The following is a 23,287-nucleotide window of genomic DNA, read 5'->3' on the forward strand; positions in this document are numbered from 1 at the left end:
CCTGTGAATACGGGACCGGTTCGAACCGGTGCAGCCTGCATCCTAGCTTTGCAGATTTGCCATGACAATAGACAAATATGCGTCATCGCTTTGCAAAAATGCAAAGCACCGCATCCCACCGCACACAAGGCCGGACGCACATGGACTGGGACAACCTGCGCTACTTTCTCGAACTCGCCCGCTCGGGCACGCTGATGAGCGCGGCGCGCCGGCTGGAGGTCGACCACACCACCGTCGCGCGGCGCATCCAGGCGCTCGAAAAGGAGGTGGGCGCGCCCCTCTTTTCGCGCGAGGCCGGCGGCCACCGGCTCACCGAGGCCGGCCGCCGGTTGCAGCCCCAGGTCGAGGCGATGGAGAGCGCCTTTCAGGCCGTGGAGAGCACTGCGCCGGCCTCGCAGGAAGGCCTGTCGGGGCTGGTGCGCATCGGCGCCACCGAGGGCTTCGGCACCGTGGTGCTGGCGCCGCAGCTGGCGCTGTTCGCGGTGCAGCACCCCAAGCTCACCATCGACCTGCTCGCGATGCCGCGGCTGGTACACCTGTCGCGGCGCGAGGCCGACATCGTGATCTCGCTCGAACGGCCGGCGCGCGGGCCGGTGGTGGTGACCAAGCTCACCGACTACACGCTGCGCCTGTACGCCTCGAAGCAGTACCTGGCCGCACACAAGCCCATCAAGACGCGCGAAGACCTGCGCGGCCACACCTTCATCAGCTACGTGGACGACCTGCTGTTCAGCAAGGAGCTGCAGTACCTGGACGAACTGCACCGCCCCGACAGCTTTGCGCTGCGCAGCACCAGCGTGCTGGCGCAGCACCGGGCGGTGGCGGCGGGTGCGGGGATCGCGGTGCTGCCGGCGTTCATCGCGCAGGACGACCGCGCGCTCAAGCCGGTGCTGCCGGACGCGGCGAACTTCACGCGGACCTTCTGGATGTCGATGCCGGCGGAGACCAAGCATTTGGCGCGCATGCAGACGGTGTGGGAATTTCTGCGCGCGACGGCCACGGCGCAACAGCAAGTCCTGCTACCTGACAGCACGGCGAACACGAAGTGACCGATTCGCGATTGAAGAAGCAACCGTCAAGGAGTTCTTGACGGTTCAAGTTCGCACTCTCAGGAAAACAGGCGCTTCAGGAATCCAGGCTTGGCCGTCGGCGCCGGCGCCGCCGCCTTTTCGAGCAGCTCGATCAGCCCTTCCACGCGCGGCTTCTTGAGCCGGCGCGCGTAGTCGAGGTAACTCTCCTCCTCGTCCATCCGGTAGAACTGCGGCGGCATTGGCAGTTGGCCCGGCAGCGCCGCCAGCAGCACGCGCAGCGCGTCGAGCTGGTTCATGCGGATGGCGCTCATGATCGCGGTCTCGCCGAGCGAGGGGATGATCTCGTTGGGCTGCGCGAGCCCGCCGGCGAGCAGGGGCTGGATCGCCGCCGCATCGCCCTGGACCGCCGCCGCGCCCAAGGCCTCGAGCGCCGCCAGTTTCTCGGGCGAGAGGCTGGCCAGGTAGGCGTCGCCGCGCTTGTCGTCCTCGTCGCGCGCGTCGCCGCCCTGCATGACCATGAAATCGGTCACGAGCGCCACGGGTTCGCCCGCCGCGTCGAGCGCCCAGAAGCTCGGGTAGCTGCCGTCGCCCCAGCCGGCGCTGAAGATCAGCACGTTGTTCGCGCTGCCCGCGCCCAGCGGGTAGTGGTCGGCGATGTCGGACGAAGCCAGGTCAGCACCGAGCACGTCGTCGTAGTAGCTCACGTACTCGGGGTTGGTGGCGGACTCGCGCGCCTCGCGCTCGGCCATGGCCTTGGCGCCGTCGGCGTCCATGAAGCAGCCGACGCCGGCATCGACCGGGTAGCCATAGAACTCGTCGCTGCCGAGTTCGTCCTGCGATTGCCCTTCGAGCAGCGCCGCCTCCCAGTGCAGATCGTTCGCCTGCAGGCTGCCTCGCTCACGCAGCCACAGCACGGCCAGTGCATGGCGGCCGCCACCTTGCAGCATCTCGACGGGGAATGCGCCCCGCCCGCTCACGCTGCGAACGAAAGGCTCGCGCTCGGGTTGCACCAGCGGATCGCAGGCCACGATGCGGCCGCTCGTGATGTTCAGGGCCCCGCAAGGCTGGCGCTGCAGATGCCGTGCGCGCAGCGCCTCGTCGTCAAGAAAAATGCTCTGGAGGTTGTCGATGTCTAGATAGGCCATGCGCCCAGTTTCTCATCCCCCGGCAGCGGCAGGCCACACCGGCGGATGGCTGCCCGGTGGCATCGACGGCCGGGGCCAGGCCGCCGGCGTGCGTGACAGCTGCGCGCTGTGGCGCACCGCCGCCAGTTCGCCGAAGCCCGAGGCCGAGGTCTCGACGTACGGCGCAACATCGGCCCGCGCGATCGACAGCCCGCCGTCCACGCGGCCCAGCCCGCGCAGCCACTGCCCCGTCTGCGCCAGCGACACCTGCACATGCCAGCTGCCGCCCTCCTGCTGCTGGCGCCACAGTGCCGCGGCGGCGCCCAGGGCGATCAGGTAGCCGCTGGCTTCGTCGAGGATCTGCATTGGCATCGGGCGCGGCTTGCCGTCGCCCGCGGCCTCGCCTTCGGCATGGTTGAAGCCCATGGCGGTCTGCACCAGCGAATCGAAGCCGCGCCGATCGGCCCACGGCCCCTGCGTGCCGTAGGCCGTGAGCGAGACACAGACGATGCCCGGCCGCTCGCGCGCCAGCGCCTCGGGGCCGAAGCCCAGCGCCGCGATGCCGCCGGGGCGGTAGCCCTGCACGAAGACATGCGCGTCGGCGACGAGGCCGTGCAGCACGGCGCGACCTTCATCCGTGCACAGGTCCACGTGCGTCGAGAGCTTGCCGCGGCTGGTGTCGGCGATGGATTCGATGTTCGGCAGGTTCGGCGAATTGACCAGCATCACGTCGGCGCCATAGGCCGCCAGCGCCCGGCCGCCGACCGGTCCCGCGAGGATGCGTGTGAGGTCGAGCACGCGCAGGCCTTCGAGCGGGCACTGGTCGCCCTGCAGCGGCGGCAGCACGCGCGGCGGTGCATCGCCGATGCGCTCGATGGTGAAGAGCGGCTGGGCCGCGATCGCCTGCCCATGGGGCGTGGCGTCCCATTCGTCGAAGCGGCGCAGCGCGGTGGCCACGAGGCCTTGGGCGGCGGCGGCCGATTCGAAATCGATCGCGCGCCAACCGGCCATCGCGGCCTCGGCGTCGGCGCGCGTGGCGCTGGCCGGGTCCAGCTTCATGAGGCGCAGCGCGCCTTCGCGGTGGTGCTTGAAGTTGGCGTGGATGCGCACCCAGCCGTCGGCGCAGCGGTACATGCCGGAGAAGGTGTCCCACAGATCGGGCACGCGGCCGTCGAGGCTGAACCAGCCCGTACAGTCGAGCGCGGCATGCAGCGTGTCGACCGCGACCTCTTGCCGCGCCACGCCGCGCCGGTGTCCCAGCTCGCAGGCCGCGAGCGCGGCGGCGGCGATGCTGGCCTGCGCCGCGAGGCCGACCGCGAAGGACGACGGCAGCACCGGGTCGGCGCCCGTGAGCCGCGCGAAGGCCAGCGCCTCGGCGGGCAGCCCCGCCAGTTGCCAGAGACCGGCCAGGACTTCTTCACTCGTTGCCATACGTCAACCCTTCAGGGGAAAGAGGAAATGAAAAAGGCAGGGTCCGCTTGCGCGGCCCTGCCCTTGTTGTCGTCGTTGCGTTCGCGACCTTGTGCGAATTGCTTACTGGATCAGCTTCGCACCGGTCTTGGCCTGCAGCGCATCGAAGCTCACGCCCGGCGCCAGCTCGATCACCTTGAGGCCTTCGGGCACGACGTCCATCACGGCCAGGTCGGTGATGATGCGGTCGACCACGCCCACGCCGGTCAGCGGCAGCGAGCACTGCTCGAGGATCTTCAGGTCTTCGGTGCCGTCCTTCTTCTTGGCCACGTGTTCCATCAGCACGATCACGCGCTTCACGCCGGCCACGAGGTCCATGGCGCCGCCCATGCCCTTGACCATCTTGCCGGGGATCATCCAGTTGGCGAGGTCGCCCTTCGCGCTGACCTGCATCGCGCCCAGGATCGACAGGTTGATCTTGCCGCCGCGGATCATCGCGAAGCTGTCATGGCTGCCGAAGATGGCCGAGCCGGGCAGCGTGGTCACGGTCTGCTTGCCGGCGTTGATGAGGTCGGCGTCGACGTTGTCTTCGGTCGGGAACGGGCCGATGCCGAGCATGCCGTTTTCGCTCTGCAGCCAGACTTCCTTGGTGCCGGTGTGGTTGGCCACCAGCGTCGGAATGCCGATGCCGAGGTTGACGTAGAAGCCGTCTTCGAGTTCTTGCGCGGCGCGGGCCGCCATCTGGTCTTGGGTCCAGGGCATCTCAGGCTCCTTCTTTCTTGTTGACGGCCTTCACGGCCGATTCGCTGCCGGCGGCGGCCTGGGCGATGGCGGTCTGGGCCTCGACCTTGGCGGCGGCGGCATCGACCGAGGCGCTCACGGTGCGCTTCTCGATGCGCTTCTCGGGCGTGGCGTTGAGCACCAGGCGGTGCACGTAGATGCCCGGCAGGTGGATATCGTCGGGGGCCAGCTCGCCCACTTCGACGATCTTCTCGACCTCGACGATGCAGACCTTGCCGGCCATGGCGGCGGCGGGGTTGAAGTTGCGTGCCGTGAGACGGAAGCGCAGGTTGCCGGCCTTGTCGGCCACGTCGGCCTTGACCAGCGCCACGTCGGGCACCAGGGAGTGCTCCATGACGTAGGTCTCGCCGCCGAACTCGCGCAGCTCCTTGCCTTCGGCCACTTGCGTGCCCACGCCGGTCTTGGTGAAGAAGGCCGGAATGCCGGCACCGCCGGCGCGCAGCTTCTCGGCCAGCGTGCCCTGGGGCGTGAATTCGAGGGCCAGTTCACCGGCCAGGTACTGGCGCTCGAACTCCTTGTTCTCGCCCACGTACGACGCGATCATCTTCTTGATCTGGCGCGTCTCGAGCAGCTTGCCGAGGCCGAAGCCGTCGACGCCCGCGTTGTTCGAGATGACGGTGAGGTTCTGCACGCCGGAATCCTTCAGCGCGTCGATCAGCGCTTCGGGAATGCCGCACAGGCCGAAGCCGCCGACCGCGAGCGTCTGCCCGTCGGCCACGACCCCCTTGAGTGCCGCGTCTGCGGAGGGATAAATCTTGTTCACTCGGGCTCCTTGATGGGTGGTGGAGAGTGGGTGGGAAAGGCTTCAACGATACTACCTACTCGTATACGTAGTATTTCGTAATGGTGACCCCCGATGCCCGAGATCGATTACCGGCTGGCTTTTGAACATGCACCCGTCGGCATGGTGGTCTCGAGCAACCGCACCATCGTCGCCTGCAACCAGCGCGTGTGCGAGATCTTCGGTGCGGAGCCCTCTGCGCTGGTCGGGCATTCGTTCAGCATCCTGTACCCGAGCGTGGCCGAGTTCGAGCGCATCGGCAAGCGCATGGAGCCCTTTCTGAACGCCAGCGGCCACTATGCGGACAACCGCATGATGAAGCGGCTGGGCGGGCTGCACGGCGCGCTGGCTGGCGAGACTTTCTGGTGCCACGTCACGGGGCACGCGATGAACCGCGCGGCGCCGCATGAGGCCGGCATCTGGACCTTCGAAGACCTGGGCTCGCGCCGCGCGGTGAAGGCCGAGCTCACGCCGCGCGAGCGCGAGGTGGCGGCGCAGGTGATGCGCGGGCTGACATCCAAAGAGATCGGGAAGGCGCTGGGCATCAGCCATCGCACGGTGGAACTGCATCGGGCGCGGTTGATGCGCAAGTACGCGGCGGCGACGACTGCGGAGTTGGTGCAGAAGCTGATCGCGGGGTGATTTTTTTCAGGGCGCGTGCACAGGCCACCGGGTACTTCCCTCCGCGAATGTCCCCCGGGGCTTCGCCCCTCCTCCTTGATTTCGCTGCGGGAAGCACCCAGTGTCCTGCGCCCGCTCGGCGCTGTCGTTGTGCGGGCCGATCAGCCTGCGGCGCGCGATAGAGCCATCTCCATGCGGACCAGATCTCGCAGCGGAATGCCGTTCTGCTTCGTCGCCCTGCCCCAGCGGCGCACGAAGTAGTCGACGTCGACCCCGACGATGCGAAAGCCGAAGCGCTGGTAGAAGGCCAGCTCGCGCAGGCTGCTGTTGCCCGTGCCGACTTCGAGCCGGTGCGCGCCGCGCTGCCTGGCAAGAACCTTCGCCTTCTTCAGCATCGCGGTGCCGATGCCCTGGCCCTTGTGGGCGTCGGCCACGGCGATGTTCATGATTTCCCAGGTGTCGACGCGCGTGGCCATGAGCACCATCTGGCCGACGACCTCGCCCGCCTGTTCGGCCAGCCATTGCTCGCCGCGCAGCAGGTACTTTTCGATCTCGGGGCGCGGGCCGTCCGCGTCGAACAGGAGCGGCCAGGGCACCGCATCCGCCGGGGTGGCCCTGCGCATCGTCAAGCCCTTCATGTGCGTGTTTCGTTCTTTCCGTTGCATGACTCCATTCTGAGTTCTGAGCAGAAGTTCCCTGCCAGAGCCCCCGGATCGTTGCGAAAACGGAAACGCCGTGTCGACAAAAGCCATGCGCCATCGCCGGTTGAGAGGCCTATCGTGGAACCCACGCGAACACACCGTTCGCCCCCACAGGAGCAGACACCATGTCCACACCCCTTCATTCGGAAAAGAACCTCCTTCAGCAAACCAGGCTGTCCGTGGCCCAGGCCCGCGCGCTGGCCGGGCACCAGGTGCCCGTGGCGCTCGGCCTTGCGGCCGTGATCCTGTCGGTGCTGGGCGTCAAGCCCTGAGCCTGGCCGGGGGCGTTCACTCCGGCTTGATGTCGGCGCCCTTGATCACCTTCGACCAGGCCGCGAGTTCCTGGTCGACGAACCGGCCCAGCGTGGCCGGGTCCATGTAGGTCGCGAAGGCGCCCTGCTCGTCCACCTTCTTGCGGAAGGCCTCGCTCTCGACGATCTTCCTGATATCGGCGCTGAGCTTGTTCACCACCTCGGGCGGCGTCTTCGCCGGGGCGAACACCGCGAACCACGACTCGACCTCGTAGCCCGGCAACCCGGCCTCGGCCGAAGTCGGCACGTTCGGCATCGACGCGTGCCGCTTGCTGCCCGTGTACGCCAGCGCCTTGATGCGCCCGCCCGCGAAGTGGCCGATGACCGAGGGCGGCGTGGTGATGAAGATGTCGACATTGCCCGCCACCAGGTCGTTGATGGCCGGCCCCGAGCCCTTGTAGGGCACGTGCGTGGCCGGCTGCCTGGTCTGGCGCGACAGCAGCTCGCCCGCGATGTGCTGGATCGAGCCGTTGCCCGACGAGGCGTAGAACAGGCCGCCCTCCTTCTTCCTGCCGTACTCGATGAGTTCCTTCATCGAGGTCACCGGCAGCTTGCCGCTCACCGCGACCACGTGCGGCGCGCGCATCACCATCGCCACCGGCACGAAGTCCTTGGTCGGGCTCCAGCGCAGGTTCGGGTACAGCGACGGGTTGCCGACGTGGTAGCCCGAGTACTGCAGCAGCAGCGTGTAGCCATCGGGCGCGGCGCGGGCCACGAACTCGGTGCCGATGTTGCCGCTGGCGCCGGGCTTGTTGTCGACCACGACCGGCTGGCCCAGCGCGCGCTGCAGCGGGTCGGCGACCAGCCGCGCCATGATGTCGGTGGAGCCCGCGGGCGCCGTCGGCACCACGAAGGTCAGGGGTTTGGAAGGCCAGGTGTCGGCGTGCGAGGCGGCAGCGGCCAGCGCGAGGCCGACCGCGAGCAGGCGGTGAGCGGGTTTCATGGGTTTGTCTCCGGTGGTTTTTTGTGGGCTGTCTTCGGGCTGTAGGCGTCAGGGCACCAGCTCCGATATCTCGATGAGATTCAGTTCGGGGTCGCGCACGTAGACCGAGCGGATGCGCGACGTGGCGCCGGTGCGCATCACGGGCCCTTCGAGGATCGGCACGCCCTGCGCCTGCAGCCGCGCGATGACCTCTTCGAGCGGCACGCTGGCGATGAAGCACAGGTCGAGCGAACCGGGCGTGGGCAGCTCGGCCTTGGGCTCGAATTCGTGGCCCTTCACATGCAGGTTGATCTTCTGGTTGCCGAAGCGAAAGGCCTTGCGGCCGGCGCCGAAGGTTTCCAACGTCATGCCCAGCACCTCGACGTAGAAGCGCACGCAGGCTTCCTCGTTCGCGGTCGTGAGCACCAGGTGATCCAGGTGGTCGATCATGCGTTCTCCTTCTTGATGGCGCGCGCCTTTGCGCGCTCGACGATGGCGTTGAAATCGGCCGGCGGCGCATGGCGCGTCAGCCGGTGGCCGGCGCGCGAGACCTGGCCGGGCAGCGCGTGCTGCACGAGCGATTCGAGTTCAGCCGCAGCGCCGATCAGGCCATCGAGGTCCATGCCGGTGTCGTAACCCATGCACTGCAGCATGTGGACCACGTCCTCGGTCGCGACGTTGCCCGTCGCACCCGGCGCATAGGGACAGCCGCCGATACCGCCAAGCGACATGTCGAGCCGGCGGATGCCCGCCTCGACCGCGGCGATGGCGTTCACCAGGCCCATGCCGCGCGTGTTGTGGAAATGCGCCGTCCATTCCAATGCCGGATGCCGCGCGCGCACGGCCTCGCACACAGCGTGCACCTGCGTGGGATAGGCCATGCCCGTGGTGTCGCACAGCGTGAGGCCCTGCACGCCCAGTGCCGCGAAGCGGTCGGTCCAGCCGAGCACCGTCTCGAGCGGCACGTCGCCTTCCATCGGGCAGCCGAACACGCAGGAGAGCGACACGTTCACCGGCACCCTCGCCTGCTTGGCCAGCGCGATCACGTCGGTCAGTTGCGCGAACGACTGCTCACGCGTCATCCGCAGGTTGCTGAGGTTGTGCGTCTCGCTGACCGACATGACGATGTTGAACTCGCCGATACGGCTTTCGAGTGCGCGCTCGGCGCCGCGCACATTCGGCACGAGCGCGGTGTAGACCACGCCGGGCCGACGGGCGATGCGCTGCATCACTTCTTCGCCGTCGCGCAGCGCGGGAATGGCCTTGGCCGAAGTGAACGAGGTGACCTCGATCTTGGCGTAGCCGAGCGTGCCGAGCCGGTCGATCAGCGCGACCTTGTCGTCGGTGGGAATGAAACGGCTTTCCATCTGGAAGCCGTCGCGCGTGGCGACTTCGTTGATGAACAGCCGCGTGCCATTGCCGGTTTTCATGCGGCCTCGCTTTCCACACCACGCACCGGCCAGCCCGCGCGCTGCAGGTCCGTCGTGTGTTCGCCCAGGCGCGGCGCCGCATGCGCGATACGCCCTGGCGTGGCACTGAGCTTGGGCACCACGCCCGGCACCTTGAGCAGCGCGCCATCGGAGCCGCGCGCCTGGACGATCATTTCGCGCGCCAGGTACTGCGGATCGGTCGCAATGTCGGCCACCGTGTAGATGCGACCGACCGGCACGCCCGCCGCATCGAGCACGGCCAGCACCTCGTCGCGGCTGCGCTGCAGGGTCCAGGCTTCGATGGCGGCGTCGATCTCTTCCACGCGCAGCACGCGGCCGTCGTTGTGCACGAGGCCGGGGTCGTTCTCCAGGTCCGCGCGGTCGATGGCACGCATCAGCCGGCGGAAGATGCTGTCGCCGTTGCCCGCCACCAGCACGTAGTGGCCGTCGCTGCAGCGGTAGGCGTTGGTCGGCGCGATGCCCGGCAAGGCGCTGCCGGCCCGCTCGCGCACGGCACCGAAGGCGTCGTACTCGGGCAGCAGGCTTTCCATCACGTTGAAAACCGACTCGTACAGCGCCACGTCGATGAACTGCCCCTCGCCGCCGTGGGCCGTGCGGTGGTGCAGCGCCGTGAGCACGCCGATCACGCCATGCAGCGCGGCCAGCGTGTCGCCCAGCGAGACGCCCACGCGCACCGGCACCCGGCCGGGTTCCCCGCTGAGGTAGCGCAGCCCGCCCATCGATTCGCCGAGCACGCCGAAACCCGGCTTGTCGCGGTAGGGGCCGGTCTGCCCGTAGCCCGAGATGCGCAGCATGATGAGCCGCGGGTTCAGCGCATGCAGCTGCTCCCAGCCCAGGCCCCAGCCTTCGAGCGTGCCGGGCTTGAAGTTCTCGATCAGCACGTCGGCCTCGAGCGCCAGGGCGCGCACGGCCTCCTGCCCTTCGGCGCTGCGCAGATCGAGGCACACCGAGCGCTTGTTGCGCGACTGCACCTCCCACCACACCGAGGTGCCGTCACGCAAGAGCCGCCATTTGCGCAGCGGGTCGCCGACGCCGGCGGGCTCGATCTTGATCACGTCGGCGCCGAACTCGGCGAGCGTCTTGCCGGCGAATGGGCCGGCGATGAGCTGGCCGAGCTCCAGCACCTTCAGGCCTTCGAGTGCGTTCATCTTTGTCTGTCTCCAGGTGGGTTGCCCCGACTCTAGGAACAGATGGCGATGAACGGAATTGCTCGGATGGCAGCAGGCCTTCGCGAAACGCGAAGACCCTGCGGTACGCCCTACTTTTTCTTCAGCGTGGACGCAGGCTTGGCAACCACCGGCGGCTCGGCCGGCGTCTTGACCCAGCCGCGCAGCATCACGCCCAGGCAGATGCCGGCCGCGAAGATGAGCCAGTACACCCACGACGGCAGGTTCTCCACACCGCTGTGCAGGTTCATGCCGAAGGCCGCGCCGACGGCCATGAGCGGAAAGGTCAGCGCGGCGATGGTGTTGAGCTTGTGCTGCGCACGGCTCATCTCGAGGGCCGAGTGCGCCTGCGCCTCGGCGGCGCGTGCGAGCCGGTAGTCGAGCGACATGCGCGTGTCGGCCAGCAGCAGCTCGAAGCCGCGCGCAATTTCCACCGCAAGGTCGCGCTGGTCGATGAGCATCAGGTCGCCCTTCACCGCATCGCGCGCGGCCTGCAGGGTGTCCTGCATGTTCCGCGCGGCGCGGGTGAGCGGGATCAGCGGGCCGAGGATCTGGAACAGGTCTTCCGAGGTCTCGGCGGCCTGGTGGCGAATCTCGAAGGTGCTGAACGCCGCGCGGTAGCTTTCGAGCAGCTTGGCGAGCGCACGCTCGCCGGGGTTGTTGCCCTTGTGCAGCCACGCGCCGTCCGGCTTGCGCAGGAACACGATGGGCTTGCGTTCGGCGCCGGTGCCCGAGGGCGGCTCGTGCAGGATCACCATCAGGTGCTCCTGCTCATGGATGATGCGCTGCGCGCCGTAAGTGCTGCCGCCCAGCCGCTGCTGCATGGCGGCGGGCAGCTCCCAGTCGTAGTCGATTCGTCTTGGCATCAGGGGGCCTGCAGTTCTTTCCACAAGGTGTCGAATTCGTCCGCGAAGCGGCGCACCAGCGGCGGGTCGTTGCTCAGCACCAGGTTCTCCTCGTTGTACTCGCAGGCGCTGCGGGTCCAGTTGTAGCTGCCGTTGAGCAGCCGCGCGCCGTCGAAGATCGCGAACTTGTGGTGCATGTGGGCCTCCGTACGGTCCACCGCCACCGGAATGCCGGCCGCGCGCAGCTGGCCGACGTCGCTGCCGCGGTCGTATTCCTTGTCGTTGTCGGTGATGAAGCGCACCGTCACGCCGCGCCGGTGCGCCGCCAGCACCTCGGCGGTGATGCGGTCGTCCGACAGCGTGAACACGCACAGGTCAACCGCGCGCTTCGCCGTTCTCAGTTGCTGGTTGATCGCCTGCAGGCAGGCCGTGCCGGGGCTGAAGTAGGCCTGCGAGCGCACCGTGACGCTGTCGGGCGAACGGCCGGTGTCGATCGCGCGCACCACGCCTTCGAGCCACTTGAGCAGCGACAGCTGCTCGGGGTCGGCGGTGCGCGAGCGTACGAGGTCGAAGGCGCGGTTGCGCAGTTGGCGCAGGCCGTCTTCGGGCGGCGAGGCCTCGCGCAGGGTGTGGACCAGCACACGGCGCTCGTCGTCGCTCAGGCGCGTGTCGGCCAGGGTGGCGTCGAGTTGGGCCAGCAGTTCGGGCAATGCGGACATCAGTGATCCTTGTCGGCTTTGGGCGGAGATGGTGGCGGTGGCACGCGCTTGGGCGCGGCCCGCGTGGCCTGCACCTCGGCGGCGAGGCGCTCCATGTCCTGCTTGATCGAGCGGTCGAGTTCGAGCCGGCGTTCGGTGGCGGTCACCAGCGGCAGGATCAGCTCGCGGTAGGTCACGGCGATCTGCAGCATGGCGTCGGCCAGGCGCTGGCTCTCGTTCGGCCCCTCGGCGGCAGGCTTGGGTTCGGGCTTGAGTGCATCGACCGCGCGCGCCACGTCGAGCATGCTGCTCGCGATGCGCTGGCTGCCGTCCACATCGGCGCCGCCGAGCTTTCGCTGGCGCACGAACTCGTCGCAGATGGCGGTCCAGCGGGCGCTCTCCTCCGGCGTCGGGCTGCCGAGCAGCTGGGCCAGGCGCAGCAGGTTTTCTTCCGCGCCGGTGGTCAACGTCTGGGCCTCGCCGCGGTAGTGGTCGCGCAGCAAGGCGTCGAGCTCGTCGTCGCGCATCAGCGGCGTGATCTTGCCGGCGAGCTTGGTCATGTTGCGGTAGCTGCCCTGCAGCTTGAACGGCGGCGCGACACGGTAGGTCTCCTGCTGCGCGGCCGATTCGATGTACGCGAGGTTCACCTTCAGCAGCAGGTCGCGCGCCCGGAACAGGCGCTGCAGCAGCGCCTTGATCTCTTCCAGCTCCACCGAGCTGTAGGCGTGCGAGAGCGCGCTGCTCGGCACGTCGTGGCCCTGGGCCATCTTCACGAGCAGCTGCACGTCCTTCGGGTCGCGCGAGGCCAGCGGCATCAGCGTGGGGTTGGAGGTCAGGCTGTTCTCGATGTACGAGAGCGCGAACGCCGCCTCGCGACCCGAGAGCACGTCGCCCAGGTTGTAGATGTCGGCGCGGTTGGCCAGCATGTCCGGGATCTTGAACACGTCGCCCGACTCGGTGTACGGGTTGCCCGCCATCACGATCGCGAAGCGCTTGCCGCGCATGTCGTAGCTGCGCGGTTCGCCGTTCCACACGCCCTCGATGCGGCGCGTGCCGTCGGCCAGCGCGATGAACTTCTGCAAAAACTCGGGGCTGGTGTGCTGGATGTCGTCCAGGTACAGCATCACGTTGCTGCCCATGGCCAGGCCCAGGTTGAGCTTCTCCAGCTCCTGCCGCGCCGCGCTGTTGGGCGCGTTGGCCGGGTCGATGGCCGTCACGCCATGGCCGAGTGCCGGGCAGTTGATGCGCACGAAAATCAGGCCGAGGCGGTCGGCCACGTACTCCATGAGCGTGGTCTTGCCGTAGCCGGGCGGCGAGATCAGCAGCAGCAGGCCCATGCGATCGGTGCGGCTGCCCTCGCCCGCCGAGCCGATCTGCTTGGCCAGGTTGTCGCCGATGAGGGGCAGGTAAAGCTCGTCGATCAGCTGGTTGCGCACGAAGGTCGACAGCGGCTTGGCCTGGAACTGGCTCAACTTGAGCCGCGCCTTCTCGCGCTCGAGCAGCTCGTGGCGCAGGCTGTGCAGTGCCTCATAGCCCGGTACTGCATGCATCGTGTGGAACAGGAAGCGGCGCCAGAAGTCGTTGAGGTTCAGCGTCAGGCGCCCTTCGGCGACGCGCGGATGCTCGCCGCGCAGGCCCTCGACGGTGCGGTCGAGCGCCGCGTTGACGCGGGTGCGCTGCAACGGCATGGCCAGCACGCTGGCCGCGTCGTCGGTCCAGTCGACCGATTGCGGCGCCTGGTGCGTCGCGTAGGCACGCACCCAGTCGCGCGCCAGGCGCCAGCGCTCGGCCGGCGGTGCGGCATCGAGGTCGTGCTGCCACGCGTCGCGCCGGCCGCCGCGCTCCAGCTCGCGCAGCAACGCCGCCGCGAGGTCTTCGCCTGCACCCGACACGGCCCAGGTCTCGCCGCCATGTGGGCCGGCGAGCTCGCGCACGAGGTATGCGGCGGCCTGGTCGCACAGGGTGGTCACGCGGCCGTCGCGTGCATCGCGTTCCTCATCGTTTTCAGCGTCGGCCGGCGGCAGCAGGTCGGGCACCACGTCGCGGGCGAAGTGGTTCAAGGCACGCGCGATATCGGCTTCGAGCTGCTCCAGCGCGTCTCGCCGGCCAAACAGCGCCAGCATCTGCATCGCGGCACGCGCGCGGCGCAGCATCGATTCGCGGTGCGCGATCAGGTGGCCGTGCTGCCAGTAGAGCAAGGCCAGCGCGCGTTCGGTCGGGCCCCAGGCGAGCAGGCCTGCCTGGTCCTGCATGCCGACGAGCGCCCCCAGCAGGCGCATCGCGTCGTCGTCGTGAATGCCCTTCTGGTAGCCCTCCTGGTAGCGCGCCGCGGCAAAGCGACGAACCATGTCGAGCAGCTGCGGATGCAGCGGGTCTTCGGCCAGCAGCGTGAGCACCTCGGCCCACGTGCGCTCGGCCTTGCCGTCGAGCAGCGCCTCCAGCAACCGACCGGCGAGGTATTCCGCGCGCGACAGCTCGGGCGTCTCGGACACCAGCGACTGGTTCCAGTAGCGCTGCAGCGGCAGCAGCCGGGGTTCGTCGACCGGGCTCTGGTAGTCGGTGCCCGTCACCTGGTAGGCCATGCCCTCGTCGCGGGCCACGAGCGTCAGGTCGACCGGCTGGCGGTGCACGGTGAAGGCGTGGCGGCCCAGGCGCAGCGTGTCGCCGCCCTCGCTCACCAGCTCGCGCTTGTCGCGGATGGAACGCAGCGCCTGGTCGCGTGCGGTCTTCAGGCGCGTGTCGAGTTCATCGGCCGGCACCGCGGCGCCCAGCGTGCGCAGGTCGGCGATCAGCGTGTGCAGCTTGCCGATCATCGGGTCGGCCGCGAAGTAGCTGTGGACCTGCGTCAGGTCGCCGAACTGCGCGATGCGGCGCGGAATGCCGTCGAGGATGCGCCCTGCCGCGTCGACCACGCCCTGCGCACGGCGCTGGCGCGCGTCGACCAGGCTCTGGCGGCGCGCGGACAGCGCCTCGTACACGGTCTCGCGCTTTTCGGCGATGTCGGCCAGGAAGTCTTCCTGCTCGGCGAAGCGGCCTTCGATTTCCTCCAGCTGCGCCAGCAGCCGCGTGAGCGCGTCGTCGCACTTCTCGGGCGTGTCGGCGAACTCCAGCGCGTTCTCGACCGCCTGGCTGAAGAGCTTGAACTGCGCGCCGAATTCGGCACGCGCCTCGGTCGCGCCCAGCGACTTGCGCCGCGCGCGCGCATCGGCGCGCATGCGGTTGATGTCGGCGTAGATCAGCGAGATGCGGTCCAGGATCGACGTGCGGATCACCGCATCGCCGCCCGGCAGGCTGCCCAGCTGCTCGGTCAGCAGGTCGAGACCGGCCGCCTGCTCGTCGAGCGTGGCGAGCATCTGGCCGAGCGCGGGCGAGGTGGCGAGGTTGGGCAGTTCGAGCGCGAGCTTGTCCAGCGCCTGGCGCTGGCCGTGGAAGGCCGTGTCGGCCGCCAGGAACTGCATCGCGCGCTCGCCGATGCGCTGCTGCTCGACCTCGAGCGCGGCGTCCATCGCGGCGATGCGCGGCAGGTCGGCATAGCGCAGCTCCTTGAGCATCTGCAGCGCGCCGCGCCGTTCGCGCAGCCGGCCCAGCGCTTTCACGAAATCGTCGGGCGCGCGCCAGAGGGTGCTGGCAATGTCGACCAGCAGCGCATGCTGCTCGTCTTCCGCGCGGGCCAGTGCACGCGCGGTTTCGCGGCGGATGGTGTCGACTTTCTCGAACTCGGCCAGCGTGCTGCGCGCCACCTCGGCGATGCTGCGCAGCTCGCCCATCAGGCCGGTGGCCTCGGGCGCGTCGAGCCAGAAGTAGGCGTCGCTCACGCGGGTGCACTGGCGGATCAGGTCTTCGTAGGCGGCGCGCGTGGGCGCCTGCTCGCGCACCGCGCGGGCGATGCCCATGAGATCGCTCACCCCGCGCACCAGCTCCGCGTTGCCGATCTTGCCGAAGAAGCCGGTGGCGGGCGGCTGCGCGCTCACGTGCTCTTCGCTGGCGAAGGGCGTCTGCCACAGCTGCATCGGGTGCACGCGCGTGGGCTCGACGTCGTCGCCGTTGAACACCAGCATGCGGCCGTCGGCAAAGCGCGCGTAGCCGTTGGCGATGATCGGCGTGGCGAGCTTCTTGTCGATCAGGTTGTAGTTGAAGAGCGCATAGCGCCCGGGCTTCGGGTCGTAGAACACATAAGCCACGTCCTCGCCGTTGGGCGAGCGCAGCATGCGCTTGAAACGCAGGTTTTCCACCACCTCGGCCGGCAGGTCGAAGCGCTTGTATTCGCCCGACTGCAGGTAGTAGCCGCCCGGAAAAATGATGCCGTGGTCTTCGGGCAGCTGCACGCAGGAGCCGCCGATGGCGTCGATGCGCTCGACCTGCTGCGTGCGGATGTTGAACACCAGGTAGCGCGTGACCTGCTCGCGGTAGGGCTTCACGCGCAGCAGGATCAGCATGCCCAGCTTGGCCCAGGCAATCTCGGCGTCGGTGAGCGACTGGCTCTTGTCCTCCACCGGCTCGCTGTAGATGCCCAGGCCGGTCTCGGTGTTGTTCTCGATCTTGACCGTGAGGTCGCCGCCCAGCGTCTCGACGAACACCGTGTCGAGCACGTTCACGTGCGGATGCTTGCCGCCGACGTGGTCTTCGCGCGTGGCCACGGTCCATTCGAAATCGTGGCTCGCGGGCAAGGCGATGTCGCGCTCGCCGCGGTTGTCGATGTAGTTGATGTTGCCGTTGCGCTCGATGGCCCAGCGGAACACGCGCACGTCGTGCAGCTGCTGGCCGATCTGGAACGAGGCGAGGAGCTTGTCCTGCGTGACGCGCAGCTGCAGCAGCGTGGCCTGCTTGTAGTAGGCGTAGAGCTCGCGGAAGTCGGAGGCAAAACGCGCGTCTTCCAGGAAGGTGCCGGCCAGCGGCACGGGCTGCAGCTCGTCGTTCTCGGTGGCGGCTTCGCCCGGCGATGCGAGCCGGTACAGGCCGAACACGTCGCCCACGGCCGTTTCCTTGCGCAGGCCGATGAAGACGTTGTAGCCGAACAGCAGCAGGTCGCCGATGCGCACGATGTCGCGCGCCACGGCGTTGTTCTCGGTGCGCGCGCGGGTGCGCAAAATCAGCGCCTGGTCGGAGCGGCCGAACTCGGCCAGCCGCTGCTCGTTGAGCGCCTGCGTCTTCTTGAGCAGGCCCTCGCCCTGGGTTTCGAGCCGCTTCTTCAGCAGGTCGTAGCTGCCACTGCCGGAGACCAGCGCTTCGGTGGGGTCGATGGGGGCCTGGGCGCCGGGCGGCGCTGCGGTGTCGTCGGTGGATTGCATGGATCGGCGCGGTCAGTCCGCGCGCAGCAGTGCGAGCAATTCGTCGCGGTGAGGCTGGGTGTCGAGCCAGGCGCGGATGCGGTCCAGCTCGTCGATGCAGTCGTCGCCGTAGCGGCGGCGCAGCGCGGCCAGGCGCGCCTCGCGCACCTCCTCGGTCTGCAGCCGGCGCTGCCAGCCGTCGGACAGCAGCTCGTCGAGCCGGCCGGCCAGGCCACGGCTCACGAGGGCACGCCATTCGCCCTGGTCGAACCAGAGGTTCTGGCAGGCGACGCAACGGTCGATGCGGAAGTCGGGGCCCGCGCTCACGCGCAAGCGCTGCATCAGGCGCTCGCACTCGGGGCAGTGGCGCACGGCGGCGACGTCGAACACCTCGATCACTTCATCGTCGACCTCATGCGGCACGCGCTTCGGGTCAGCGGCCTTCCAGCTGCGCCAGTCGTCCATGTCCATCACCATGCCGTGGCAGTCGCCGCACTGCACGCCGAGCAAGGCCTCGGCGAGCGCGACGGGCTGCATCGCAGCATGGGTGGCGCAACTGCACTTCAGGTTCGGGTTCATCGCGCGCCCCCGGCTCAGTTGCGGAAGGAGGAGATTAGGTTCTGCAGCGCCGACTTCTGGCTTTCGGTGCCGTCGTTGGCGATCTTGCTCATCAGCGAGGCGACGCTGAGGTTCTGGATTTCGCCCGACGAGTTGCCCAGTGCGCCGACGATGTCGCGCAGGTCCTTCACCACGTCGCGCTCGCCCGAGAGCTGTTCCTTGAAGGCCACCTGCACGGCCTGGCTCTTGGAGATGACGCCGTCGATGCCCTTGCCCACGGAGAGCGAGCGCACGAAGCTGTCGAAGTAGTCGCCCGAGCCGCCCACGATGTCGATCTTGGCGTTGGCGAGCGCGGTGCCCAGCACGTCGGCCTGTTCCTTGGCAATGGACGTCTGCGCGTCGATGCCCTTCATGGTTTCGATGTGCGACTTTTCCAGGCGCATGCGGAACTCTTCGTGGTCGCGGGTTTCGGGGCTCATGGACTTCATGGCCTCGAACTTCTCGTGCAGGCCCTTGGCCTCGGCGTTGAAGCGCGCTTCGATGACCTGCGCATCGGCCTGGCCCGACTTGAGCGTGGCTTCGGCGTCGGCCGTGCGCACGTTGACTTCGGCGAGGCCGAGCTTTTCCTTGCCCGAGGCTTCGGCCTCGAACTTGGCACGCATGCCGGCCGCTTCGGCCTGCGAGCGGGCCTCGATGACCTGCGCATCGGCCTGGCCGGCCTTGAGGATCGCGTCGGCATCGGCCTGGCGCACATGCACGTCGGCCAGGCCCAGCTTTTCCTTGCCCGAAGCCTCGGCTTCGAAGCTTGCGAGCTTGGCCTGGGCCGTGGCAATTTCGACCTTGGCGGCAGCCAGGCCCGGTGCGGCGGAAATGGCTTCCACGCCCTCGGCTTCGCGCTTCTTCGATTCGGCGTCGCGCTCGGCCACCTTGAGCTTGGCATCGGCCAGCGTGAGTTCTTCGGCGGCCTTGTGACGGGCGCGCTTTTCTTGCGTTTCGGCGGCCTTCACGTCGAGCACCATCTTCTCTTCGGCCTGGCCCTCGGCCATGATCACGACCGACTTCTTGGTGCGCTCGGCCTCGGCCACCACGCGCAGTTCCTTGATGGCTTCTTCCTGTTCGGCCACGGTGCGCTCGACCACGATGCGCTCGCGGATCACGTCGGCAATGGCCTTCTTCTGCACTTCGACGGCCTTGTCTTTCTCGATGCGCTGCAGGGTCACTTCCTTCTCGCGATCGACAATTTCGAGGTCGCGGGCGCGCGTGACCTTTTCTTCCTCGATGGCCACCGCGCGCTTGCGGTTGTTCTCGGCCACTTCCTTCTCGCGCTGCACGTTCTCCTGCTGCACCGAGACGGATTGCTCGGCCATCAGGCGCGCGGTTTCGGACTTGGTGCGCTCTTCGGACTGGATCTTGGAGGTTTCGGCTTCTTCGCGGGCACGCACGCTGGCAATTTCGCGCTGCTGGCGCGCGGTGGCATCGGCCTGCTGGCGTTCGAGTTCGAGCAGTGCTTCTTGCGTCTCGACGTTCTTCTTCTTGATCTGCATTTCCTCGTTGCGGCGCAGCTCGTTGGTGCGCACGTGCTCGACCGCCGTCAGCTCGGTGATCTTCTTGATGCCCTGCGCATCGAGGATGTTGTTGGCGTCCAGCTCCGACAGCGGGGTCTGCTCGAGGTAATCGATGGCGGCGTCTTCAAGCACGTAGCCCGACAGGTCGTTGCCGATCTGGCTGATGATCTCGTCGCGGAAGCCGTCGCGCGCCTGGTACAGGTCGACGAAGTCCATCGACTTGCCCACCGTCTTGAGCGCTTCGGAGAACTTGGCGGAGAACAGCTCTTCGAGCGTCTCGTGGTTGGAGGCCCGCGCACAGCCGATGCCCTGCGCCACCTTCAGCACGTCGTCGGCGGTCTTGTTCACGCGCACGAAGAACTTCACCTTGATGTCCGCGCGGATGTTGTCGCGGCAGATGAGGCCTTCGTTGCCCGAGCGGTCGATCTCGATGGTCTTGACCGAGATGTCCATCAGCTCGGCCTTGTGGATGATCGGGTAGACCATGCGGCCGGTGAACGTGACCTCGGGCTCGGCGCGCAGCGTGTTCACGATGAGTGCGTGGCCCTGTTCGATCTTGCGATAGAACTTGGCGAACATCGCGAACAGGCCGAGGATGACGACGGCCAGTATGACCACGGCGAAGATGATGGGCTCCATTTTTTCTCCAGATGCTTTAAGAGCGAGCGAACGAACTTGGGTGAGGGATGCGCGCGGGCAGAAGGTGTGAGTGAATCCGGCGTGGCCGATGAGCGGACATGGCGGGGTCGTTCACGCCTTCTCAGACGATGTCTTCGTGCGCCGCGATGAGGTAGCGCGCGGCCACCTCGTCGTATTCGAGGATGAGCGCGTGCGAGCCGCGCTTGAGGGCGTTGGGCGTGGGCGCCCAGACGCGGATGTTGAGGCTGGCGCCGCGGCGCGCCACTTCGGCGCGGCCGTCCTTCTCGTTCACCACGCCGGTGACGACGCGGCAGACCTGGCCCACCAGCGCCGCATTGCTCACGGCCGTGTGGCTCACGAAGAGGCCCTTGAGCGGACGGATGGCCACCGCCGTCACCGGGATGGCAAGGGCCGCGCTGGCCACCAGCAGCACCGTGCCGGCCACCAGCTTGAGCACCATCGTCGGCACCAGCGGCAGCAGCCACTCGCCGCCCAGACACGAGAGCGTCCAGGCCACGAGCACCAGCAGGCTCACGGCCACCGAGAACGGCACGCCGTTCAGGCCGAAGGCGACCACGTAGCTCGCGATCTGGCCCATGTCGCTGGTGTCGCCGTCGGCATGCGTCTGCAGGTCGACGTCGATCCCGCTGCTCTCGAAGTCGACCATGCCGACCACCGCGAGCACCCAATAGATCACCACGACGCCGAGCAGCACCGTGTAGATCGCGGTGGGGTACCCCGTCACCGCTCCCATGAAATCGCCCATTGATCCTCCCGCGTGCGGGTTGGTTGTTGTTCTCTTTTCTTCTTACCTGCCGCCCGGCTTCTTCGTGCCGGTGTTCTTCTTGTTCGCCTTGCCTGCAAAGGCAATCAGTTCGCGCGTGGCCCTCTCCTTGATGGCCAGGCGGTCGTCAGGTGACAGACCATAGCGCGCCGCCAGGAATTCGTAGTCGGCCGTGTTCAACGACACCGTCAGGCGCGGCCGCTTTGGCTTCGAGGTGGTCGCCAGCCCCAGCACCTGCCGGATCTGGTCGGGCGTGGACACATGCTGCTCGAACGCCGCGGTGCGCACGGCCTCGAGCACGGCCTCTTCCACGTCGAAGGCCACCTGGACCGCGCGGATCGCCTCGTCCGAGCCTTGCCAGCGTACCGGCTTGACCCGCACCATCGTCACTCCGACGCCGGTTCGGACGGCTTGGGCGACTCGGACGGCTTGGCCTGCCGGGCGCGGATGCGCTCCATCACCTTGCCGGTGCGGTCGGCATCGTTGCCGATGCCCGCCGCGGCCAGCTTCTTCTCGAGCGCGCTGTGGCCGAATTCGTCTTCGAGCTGCTGGCCCGCCGTCATGCGGTCGGACAGGTCTTCGTGGCGCGAGCGGATGCGTTCCAGCGACTCGCGCGCGCTGGCCAGGCGCGAGCCGCCGCTGCCGATGTTCTCGGAGATCGACTGCGTGGCGCGGTAGACGCTCTCGGTGGTCTTGGCGATGCCGATCTCGCGCTCGTGCTCGCGGATGCGCGCCTCGGCCGACTTGATCAGGTCCTTGAGCCGCGACACCTGCAGCGCATACGAGGCGTGGGCCTTGGCCTGCTCCTCGAGTTCCTGCTCGAGCGTGCCGACCTTGGCCGCCACGTCGAGCGCCAGGCCTTCCTGGGTCTTGTTGAGGGCTTCGAGCGCCAGGCCTTCGTAGCGCGAAACCTCGCCCTTCAGGCGCTCGATTTCGCGGGCCGACTGCATCTCCTTGGCCATGACGCCCGTGAGGTCGCCCTTGGCCTTCTCGATGCTGTGCTTGGCGTCGATGATTTCCTGCTCGTAGATGCGCGTGGCGTTGCTGTCGATCACGCTCTCGCCGATTTCGCGGGCGCTGCCGCGCAGCAAGGTGACCAGCTTCTTGATGACTGTCATGATGATCTCCGCTTAATTCAGGAATTCGGACAAGGCGTCGAGCGCATCGAGCGCGTTGTCGCTGAGCACGGCCACTTCGCGTGCGATGTCTTCCACGCTCGCGTTGCGCCCCAGCGCCCCCGTGAGCACGTAGCGCCCGCCCACGCGCCCGAAGGACGACAGCGGGACCGAGGGGTTGAGGTCGAGCAGCGATTCGAGCAGCTCGGTGCGCCGCGCGGGCTTCACGTCTTCTTCGGTCCAGAGGTAGCAGATGCAGATGATCTGCATGTCGGAGCTGGTGACGAAGATCGGCAGCTCGTCACGCCCTTCGATGCTCACCTGCACCACCGGCGTACTGCCCGGAATCGGCTGCAGCTGAACAGACAGCCCGCCCATCGCGGCACCGGCCAGCACATCGAGGCCTTCGAGTTGATCCAGCAGTGATTGCATACCTCTCCTTTGGGTTGTCTACCGTGGGAAGCGCGCGATGCTTCGATGGATTCACTATAGGTGCAGCGACATAACATGTCAAAAATTCTTTTAACCCATGCACATGACTTTCGGCACTGGCGCGCTCTCTAGAATCCGCCGATGGCCAGCACCATCAACCCCGCGCGTGTCGATTTCGTGACGCTGCGTCTGTTCTGCGCAGTGGCGCAGTCGGGCAGCATCACCAAGGGTGCGGAGGCGTGTCACCTCGCGCTCTCGGCGGCGAGTCGACGCCTGTCCGACTTCGAAGCCGCCACGGGGTCGAAGCTGCTCGAACGCAGCGCCCAGGGCATCGCGCTCACACCGGCCGGGCATGTGGCGATGCAGCATGCGATGCGCCTCTTCCAGGGCTTCGAGCAGTTCAGCAACGAGCTGGGCGACTACGCCAGCGGCGTGCGCGGCCACGTGCGGCTGTGGGCCAACATGTCGGCACTGACGGAGTTCCTGCCGACCACGCTGGCGGCGTTCCTGGGACAGCATCCCGATATCCGCGTCGAGGTCGAGGAGCAACTGAGCGGCGACATCGTGCGCGCGCTGGTCGACGGCCTCGCCGACGTGGGCGTGTTCGCCGAGAACACGCCCGCCTACGGCCTGGACGTCGCGCCCTTTCAGACCGACGAGCTCGTGGTGCTGTGCGCCAGGCCGCACCCGCTGGCTCGCCTGCGTGCGAAGCAGGTCGACTTCAAGACCTGCCTCGCGCACGAGTTCGTGGGGCTGAACCGCAGCAGCTCGCTGCTCGAACTGACCTCGCGCGCGGCCGAACAAGCGGGCATTCCGATGCGCCTGCGCGTGCAGGTGCGCAGCTTCGATGCGATGTGCCACATGATCGCGGCCAACCTCGGCATCGGCGTGGTGCCGCTGGCCGCCTGCAAGGCGCAGGTGGCGGCGCTCGACCTGAAGGTGGTGCACCTGAAGGACGCGTGGGCCACGCGGCGCCTGCTGATGGCGACGAAGACGGGCGCGGCGCTGACGCCGGCGACGCAGCTGCTGGTGCGGCAGCTGCTCGCCTCGTCGAACTGACGACCG

Annotated in this window: 22 protein-coding genes; 4 read left to right on the plus strand and 18 right to left on the minus strand. The window is 67.8% G+C overall.

What is annotated here, in order from left to right; genetic code table 11:
- Positions 1 to 140 precede the first annotated feature (140 nt).
- The gene (locus AC57B8_RS28240) at positions 141 to 1,049 is read left to right on the plus strand and encodes a LysR substrate-binding domain-containing protein (RefSeq protein WP_495304602.1); all 909 of its coding nucleotides are present in this window, start codon (positions 141 to 143) and stop codon (positions 1,047 to 1,049) included.
- A 59-nt stretch (positions 1,050 to 1,108) separates the two neighbouring features.
- Here AC57B8_RS28240 and AC57B8_RS28245 read toward each other — a convergent pair whose 3' ends face one another.
- The 4 genes from AC57B8_RS28245 to AC57B8_RS28260 form a co-directional block, all read right to left on the minus strand.
- Positions 1,109 to 2,176, minus strand: coding sequence for a DUF4241 domain-containing protein (locus AC57B8_RS28245; protein WP_496481414.1), 1,068 nt, complete (start codon positions 2,174 to 2,176; stop codon positions 1,109 to 1,111).
- Positions 2,177 to 2,188: 12 nt separating this feature from the next.
- Entirely contained in the window at positions 2,189 to 3,586 is a 1,398-nt protein-coding gene (locus AC57B8_RS28250; RefSeq protein WP_496481415.1) for a CoA transferase, read from the minus strand.
- A gap of 102 nt (positions 3,587 to 3,688) precedes the next feature.
- Entirely contained in the window at positions 3,689 to 4,327 is a 639-nt protein-coding gene (locus AC57B8_RS28255) for a 3-oxoacid CoA-transferase subunit B (protein ID WP_056573812.1), read from the minus strand.
- A gap of 1 nt (position 4,328) precedes the next feature.
- Positions 4,329 to 5,129, minus strand: coding sequence for a CoA transferase subunit A (locus AC57B8_RS28260; RefSeq protein ID WP_496481416.1), 801 nt, complete (start codon positions 5,127 to 5,129; stop codon positions 4,329 to 4,331).
- 93 nt (positions 5,130 to 5,222) lie between these two features.
- Between AC57B8_RS28260 and AC57B8_RS28265 the strand changes: the two genes are divergently transcribed.
- Positions 5,223 to 5,789, plus strand: coding sequence for a LuxR C-terminal-related transcriptional regulator (locus AC57B8_RS28265; RefSeq protein ID WP_062476432.1), 567 nt, complete (start codon positions 5,223 to 5,225; stop codon positions 5,787 to 5,789).
- Positions 5,790 to 5,929: 140 nt separating this feature from the next.
- Here the strand turns inward: AC57B8_RS28265 and AC57B8_RS28270 are convergent, their stop codons facing one another.
- Positions 5,930 to 6,406 carry a GNAT family N-acetyltransferase gene (locus tag AC57B8_RS28270; protein ID WP_496481417.1) on the minus strand — a complete coding sequence of 159 codons (477 nt, stop codon included), beginning with the start codon at positions 6,404 to 6,406 and terminating at the stop codon, positions 5,930 to 5,932.
- 188 nt (positions 6,407 to 6,594) lie between these two features.
- Here AC57B8_RS28270 and AC57B8_RS28275 point away from each other — a divergent pair, with 188 nt between their 5' ends.
- Complete coding sequence (locus AC57B8_RS28275) at positions 6,595 to 6,741, plus strand: hypothetical protein (protein WP_167395007.1); 147 nt, start codon at positions 6,595 to 6,597, stop codon at positions 6,739 to 6,741.
- 16 nt (positions 6,742 to 6,757) lie between these two features.
- Here the strand turns inward: AC57B8_RS28275 and AC57B8_RS28280 are convergent, their stop codons facing one another.
- The 13 genes from AC57B8_RS28280 to AC57B8_RS28340 form a co-directional block, all read right to left on the minus strand.
- Positions 6,758 to 7,723, minus strand: a complete 966-nt coding sequence (locus AC57B8_RS28280) for a Bug family tripartite tricarboxylate transporter substrate binding protein (RefSeq protein WP_496481418.1) — start codon at positions 7,721 to 7,723, stop codon at positions 6,758 to 6,760.
- Positions 7,724 to 7,771: 48 nt separating this feature from the next.
- Positions 7,772 to 8,152, minus strand: a complete 381-nt coding sequence (locus tag AC57B8_RS28285) for a VOC family protein (RefSeq protein WP_496481419.1) — start codon at positions 8,150 to 8,152, stop codon at positions 7,772 to 7,774.
- A complete protein-coding gene (locus tag AC57B8_RS28290) occupies positions 8,149 to 9,132 on the minus strand; it encodes a hydroxymethylglutaryl-CoA lyase (RefSeq protein WP_496481420.1) in 984 nt (327 codons plus the stop codon). Before AC57B8_RS28290 ends, AC57B8_RS28285 begins: the two co-directional genes overlap by 4 nt.
- Positions 9,129 to 10,301 (minus strand): CaiB/BaiF CoA transferase family protein, encoded by a 1,173-nt coding sequence (locus tag AC57B8_RS28295; RefSeq protein WP_496481421.1) that lies wholly within the window; start codon positions 10,299 to 10,301, stop codon positions 9,129 to 9,131. The genes AC57B8_RS28290 and AC57B8_RS28295 overlap by 4 nt, the downstream gene beginning before the upstream one ends.
- Positions 10,302 to 10,411: 110 nt before the next feature.
- Complete coding sequence (locus tag AC57B8_RS28300; RefSeq protein ID WP_095744903.1) at positions 10,412 to 11,185, minus strand: magnesium transporter CorA family protein; 774 nt, start codon at positions 11,183 to 11,185, stop codon at positions 10,412 to 10,414.
- A complete protein-coding gene (locus AC57B8_RS28305) occupies positions 11,185 to 11,883 on the minus strand; it encodes a phospholipase D-like domain-containing protein (RefSeq protein WP_070059346.1) in 699 nt (232 codons plus the stop codon). The genes AC57B8_RS28300 and AC57B8_RS28305 overlap by 1 nt, the downstream gene beginning before the upstream one ends.
- The gene (locus tag AC57B8_RS28310; protein WP_496481422.1) at positions 11,883 to 17,150 is read right to left on the minus strand and encodes a DNA repair ATPase; all 5,268 of its coding nucleotides are present in this window, start codon (positions 17,148 to 17,150) and stop codon (positions 11,883 to 11,885) included. Before AC57B8_RS28310 ends, AC57B8_RS28305 begins: the two co-directional genes overlap by 1 nt.
- Before the next feature lie 12 nt (positions 17,151 to 17,162).
- On the minus strand, positions 17,163 to 17,708 hold the full coding sequence (locus AC57B8_RS28315; protein ID WP_070059348.1) for a TFIIB-type zinc ribbon-containing protein: 546 nt from the start codon (positions 17,706 to 17,708) through the stop codon (positions 17,163 to 17,165).
- 14 nt (positions 17,709 to 17,722) lie between these two features.
- On the minus strand, positions 17,723 to 19,891 hold the full coding sequence (locus tag AC57B8_RS28320) for a flotillin family protein (protein WP_062476401.1): 2,169 nt from the start codon (positions 19,889 to 19,891) through the stop codon (positions 17,723 to 17,725).
- Positions 19,892 to 20,012: 121 nt separating this feature from the next.
- A complete protein-coding gene (locus AC57B8_RS28325) occupies positions 20,013 to 20,657 on the minus strand; it encodes an OB-fold-containig protein (protein WP_095744901.1) in 645 nt (214 codons plus the stop codon).
- A 42-nt stretch (positions 20,658 to 20,699) separates the two neighbouring features.
- On the minus strand, positions 20,700 to 21,059 hold the full coding sequence (locus AC57B8_RS28330) for a hypothetical protein (RefSeq protein WP_062476395.1): 360 nt from the start codon (positions 21,057 to 21,059) through the stop codon (positions 20,700 to 20,702).
- Between the two features lie 2 nt (positions 21,060 to 21,061).
- Positions 21,062 to 21,793: a PspA/IM30 family protein gene (locus AC57B8_RS28335; RefSeq protein WP_496481423.1), complete on the minus strand. Its 732-nt coding sequence runs from the start codon at positions 21,791 to 21,793 to the stop codon at positions 21,062 to 21,064.
- 12 nt (positions 21,794 to 21,805) lie between these two features.
- Complete coding sequence (locus AC57B8_RS28340) at positions 21,806 to 22,222, minus strand: YjfI family protein (protein WP_062476391.1); 417 nt, start codon at positions 22,220 to 22,222, stop codon at positions 21,806 to 21,808.
- 141 nt (positions 22,223 to 22,363) lie between these two features.
- Here AC57B8_RS28340 and AC57B8_RS28345 point away from each other — a divergent pair, with 141 nt between their 5' ends.
- A complete protein-coding gene (locus tag AC57B8_RS28345; RefSeq protein ID WP_354347730.1) occupies positions 22,364 to 23,281 on the plus strand; it encodes a LysR family transcriptional regulator in 918 nt (305 codons plus the stop codon).
- Positions 23,282 to 23,287: the final 6 nt, after the last annotated feature.

The organism is Variovorax sp. BGA-UO-ETr-C22 (assembly GCF_059567965.1).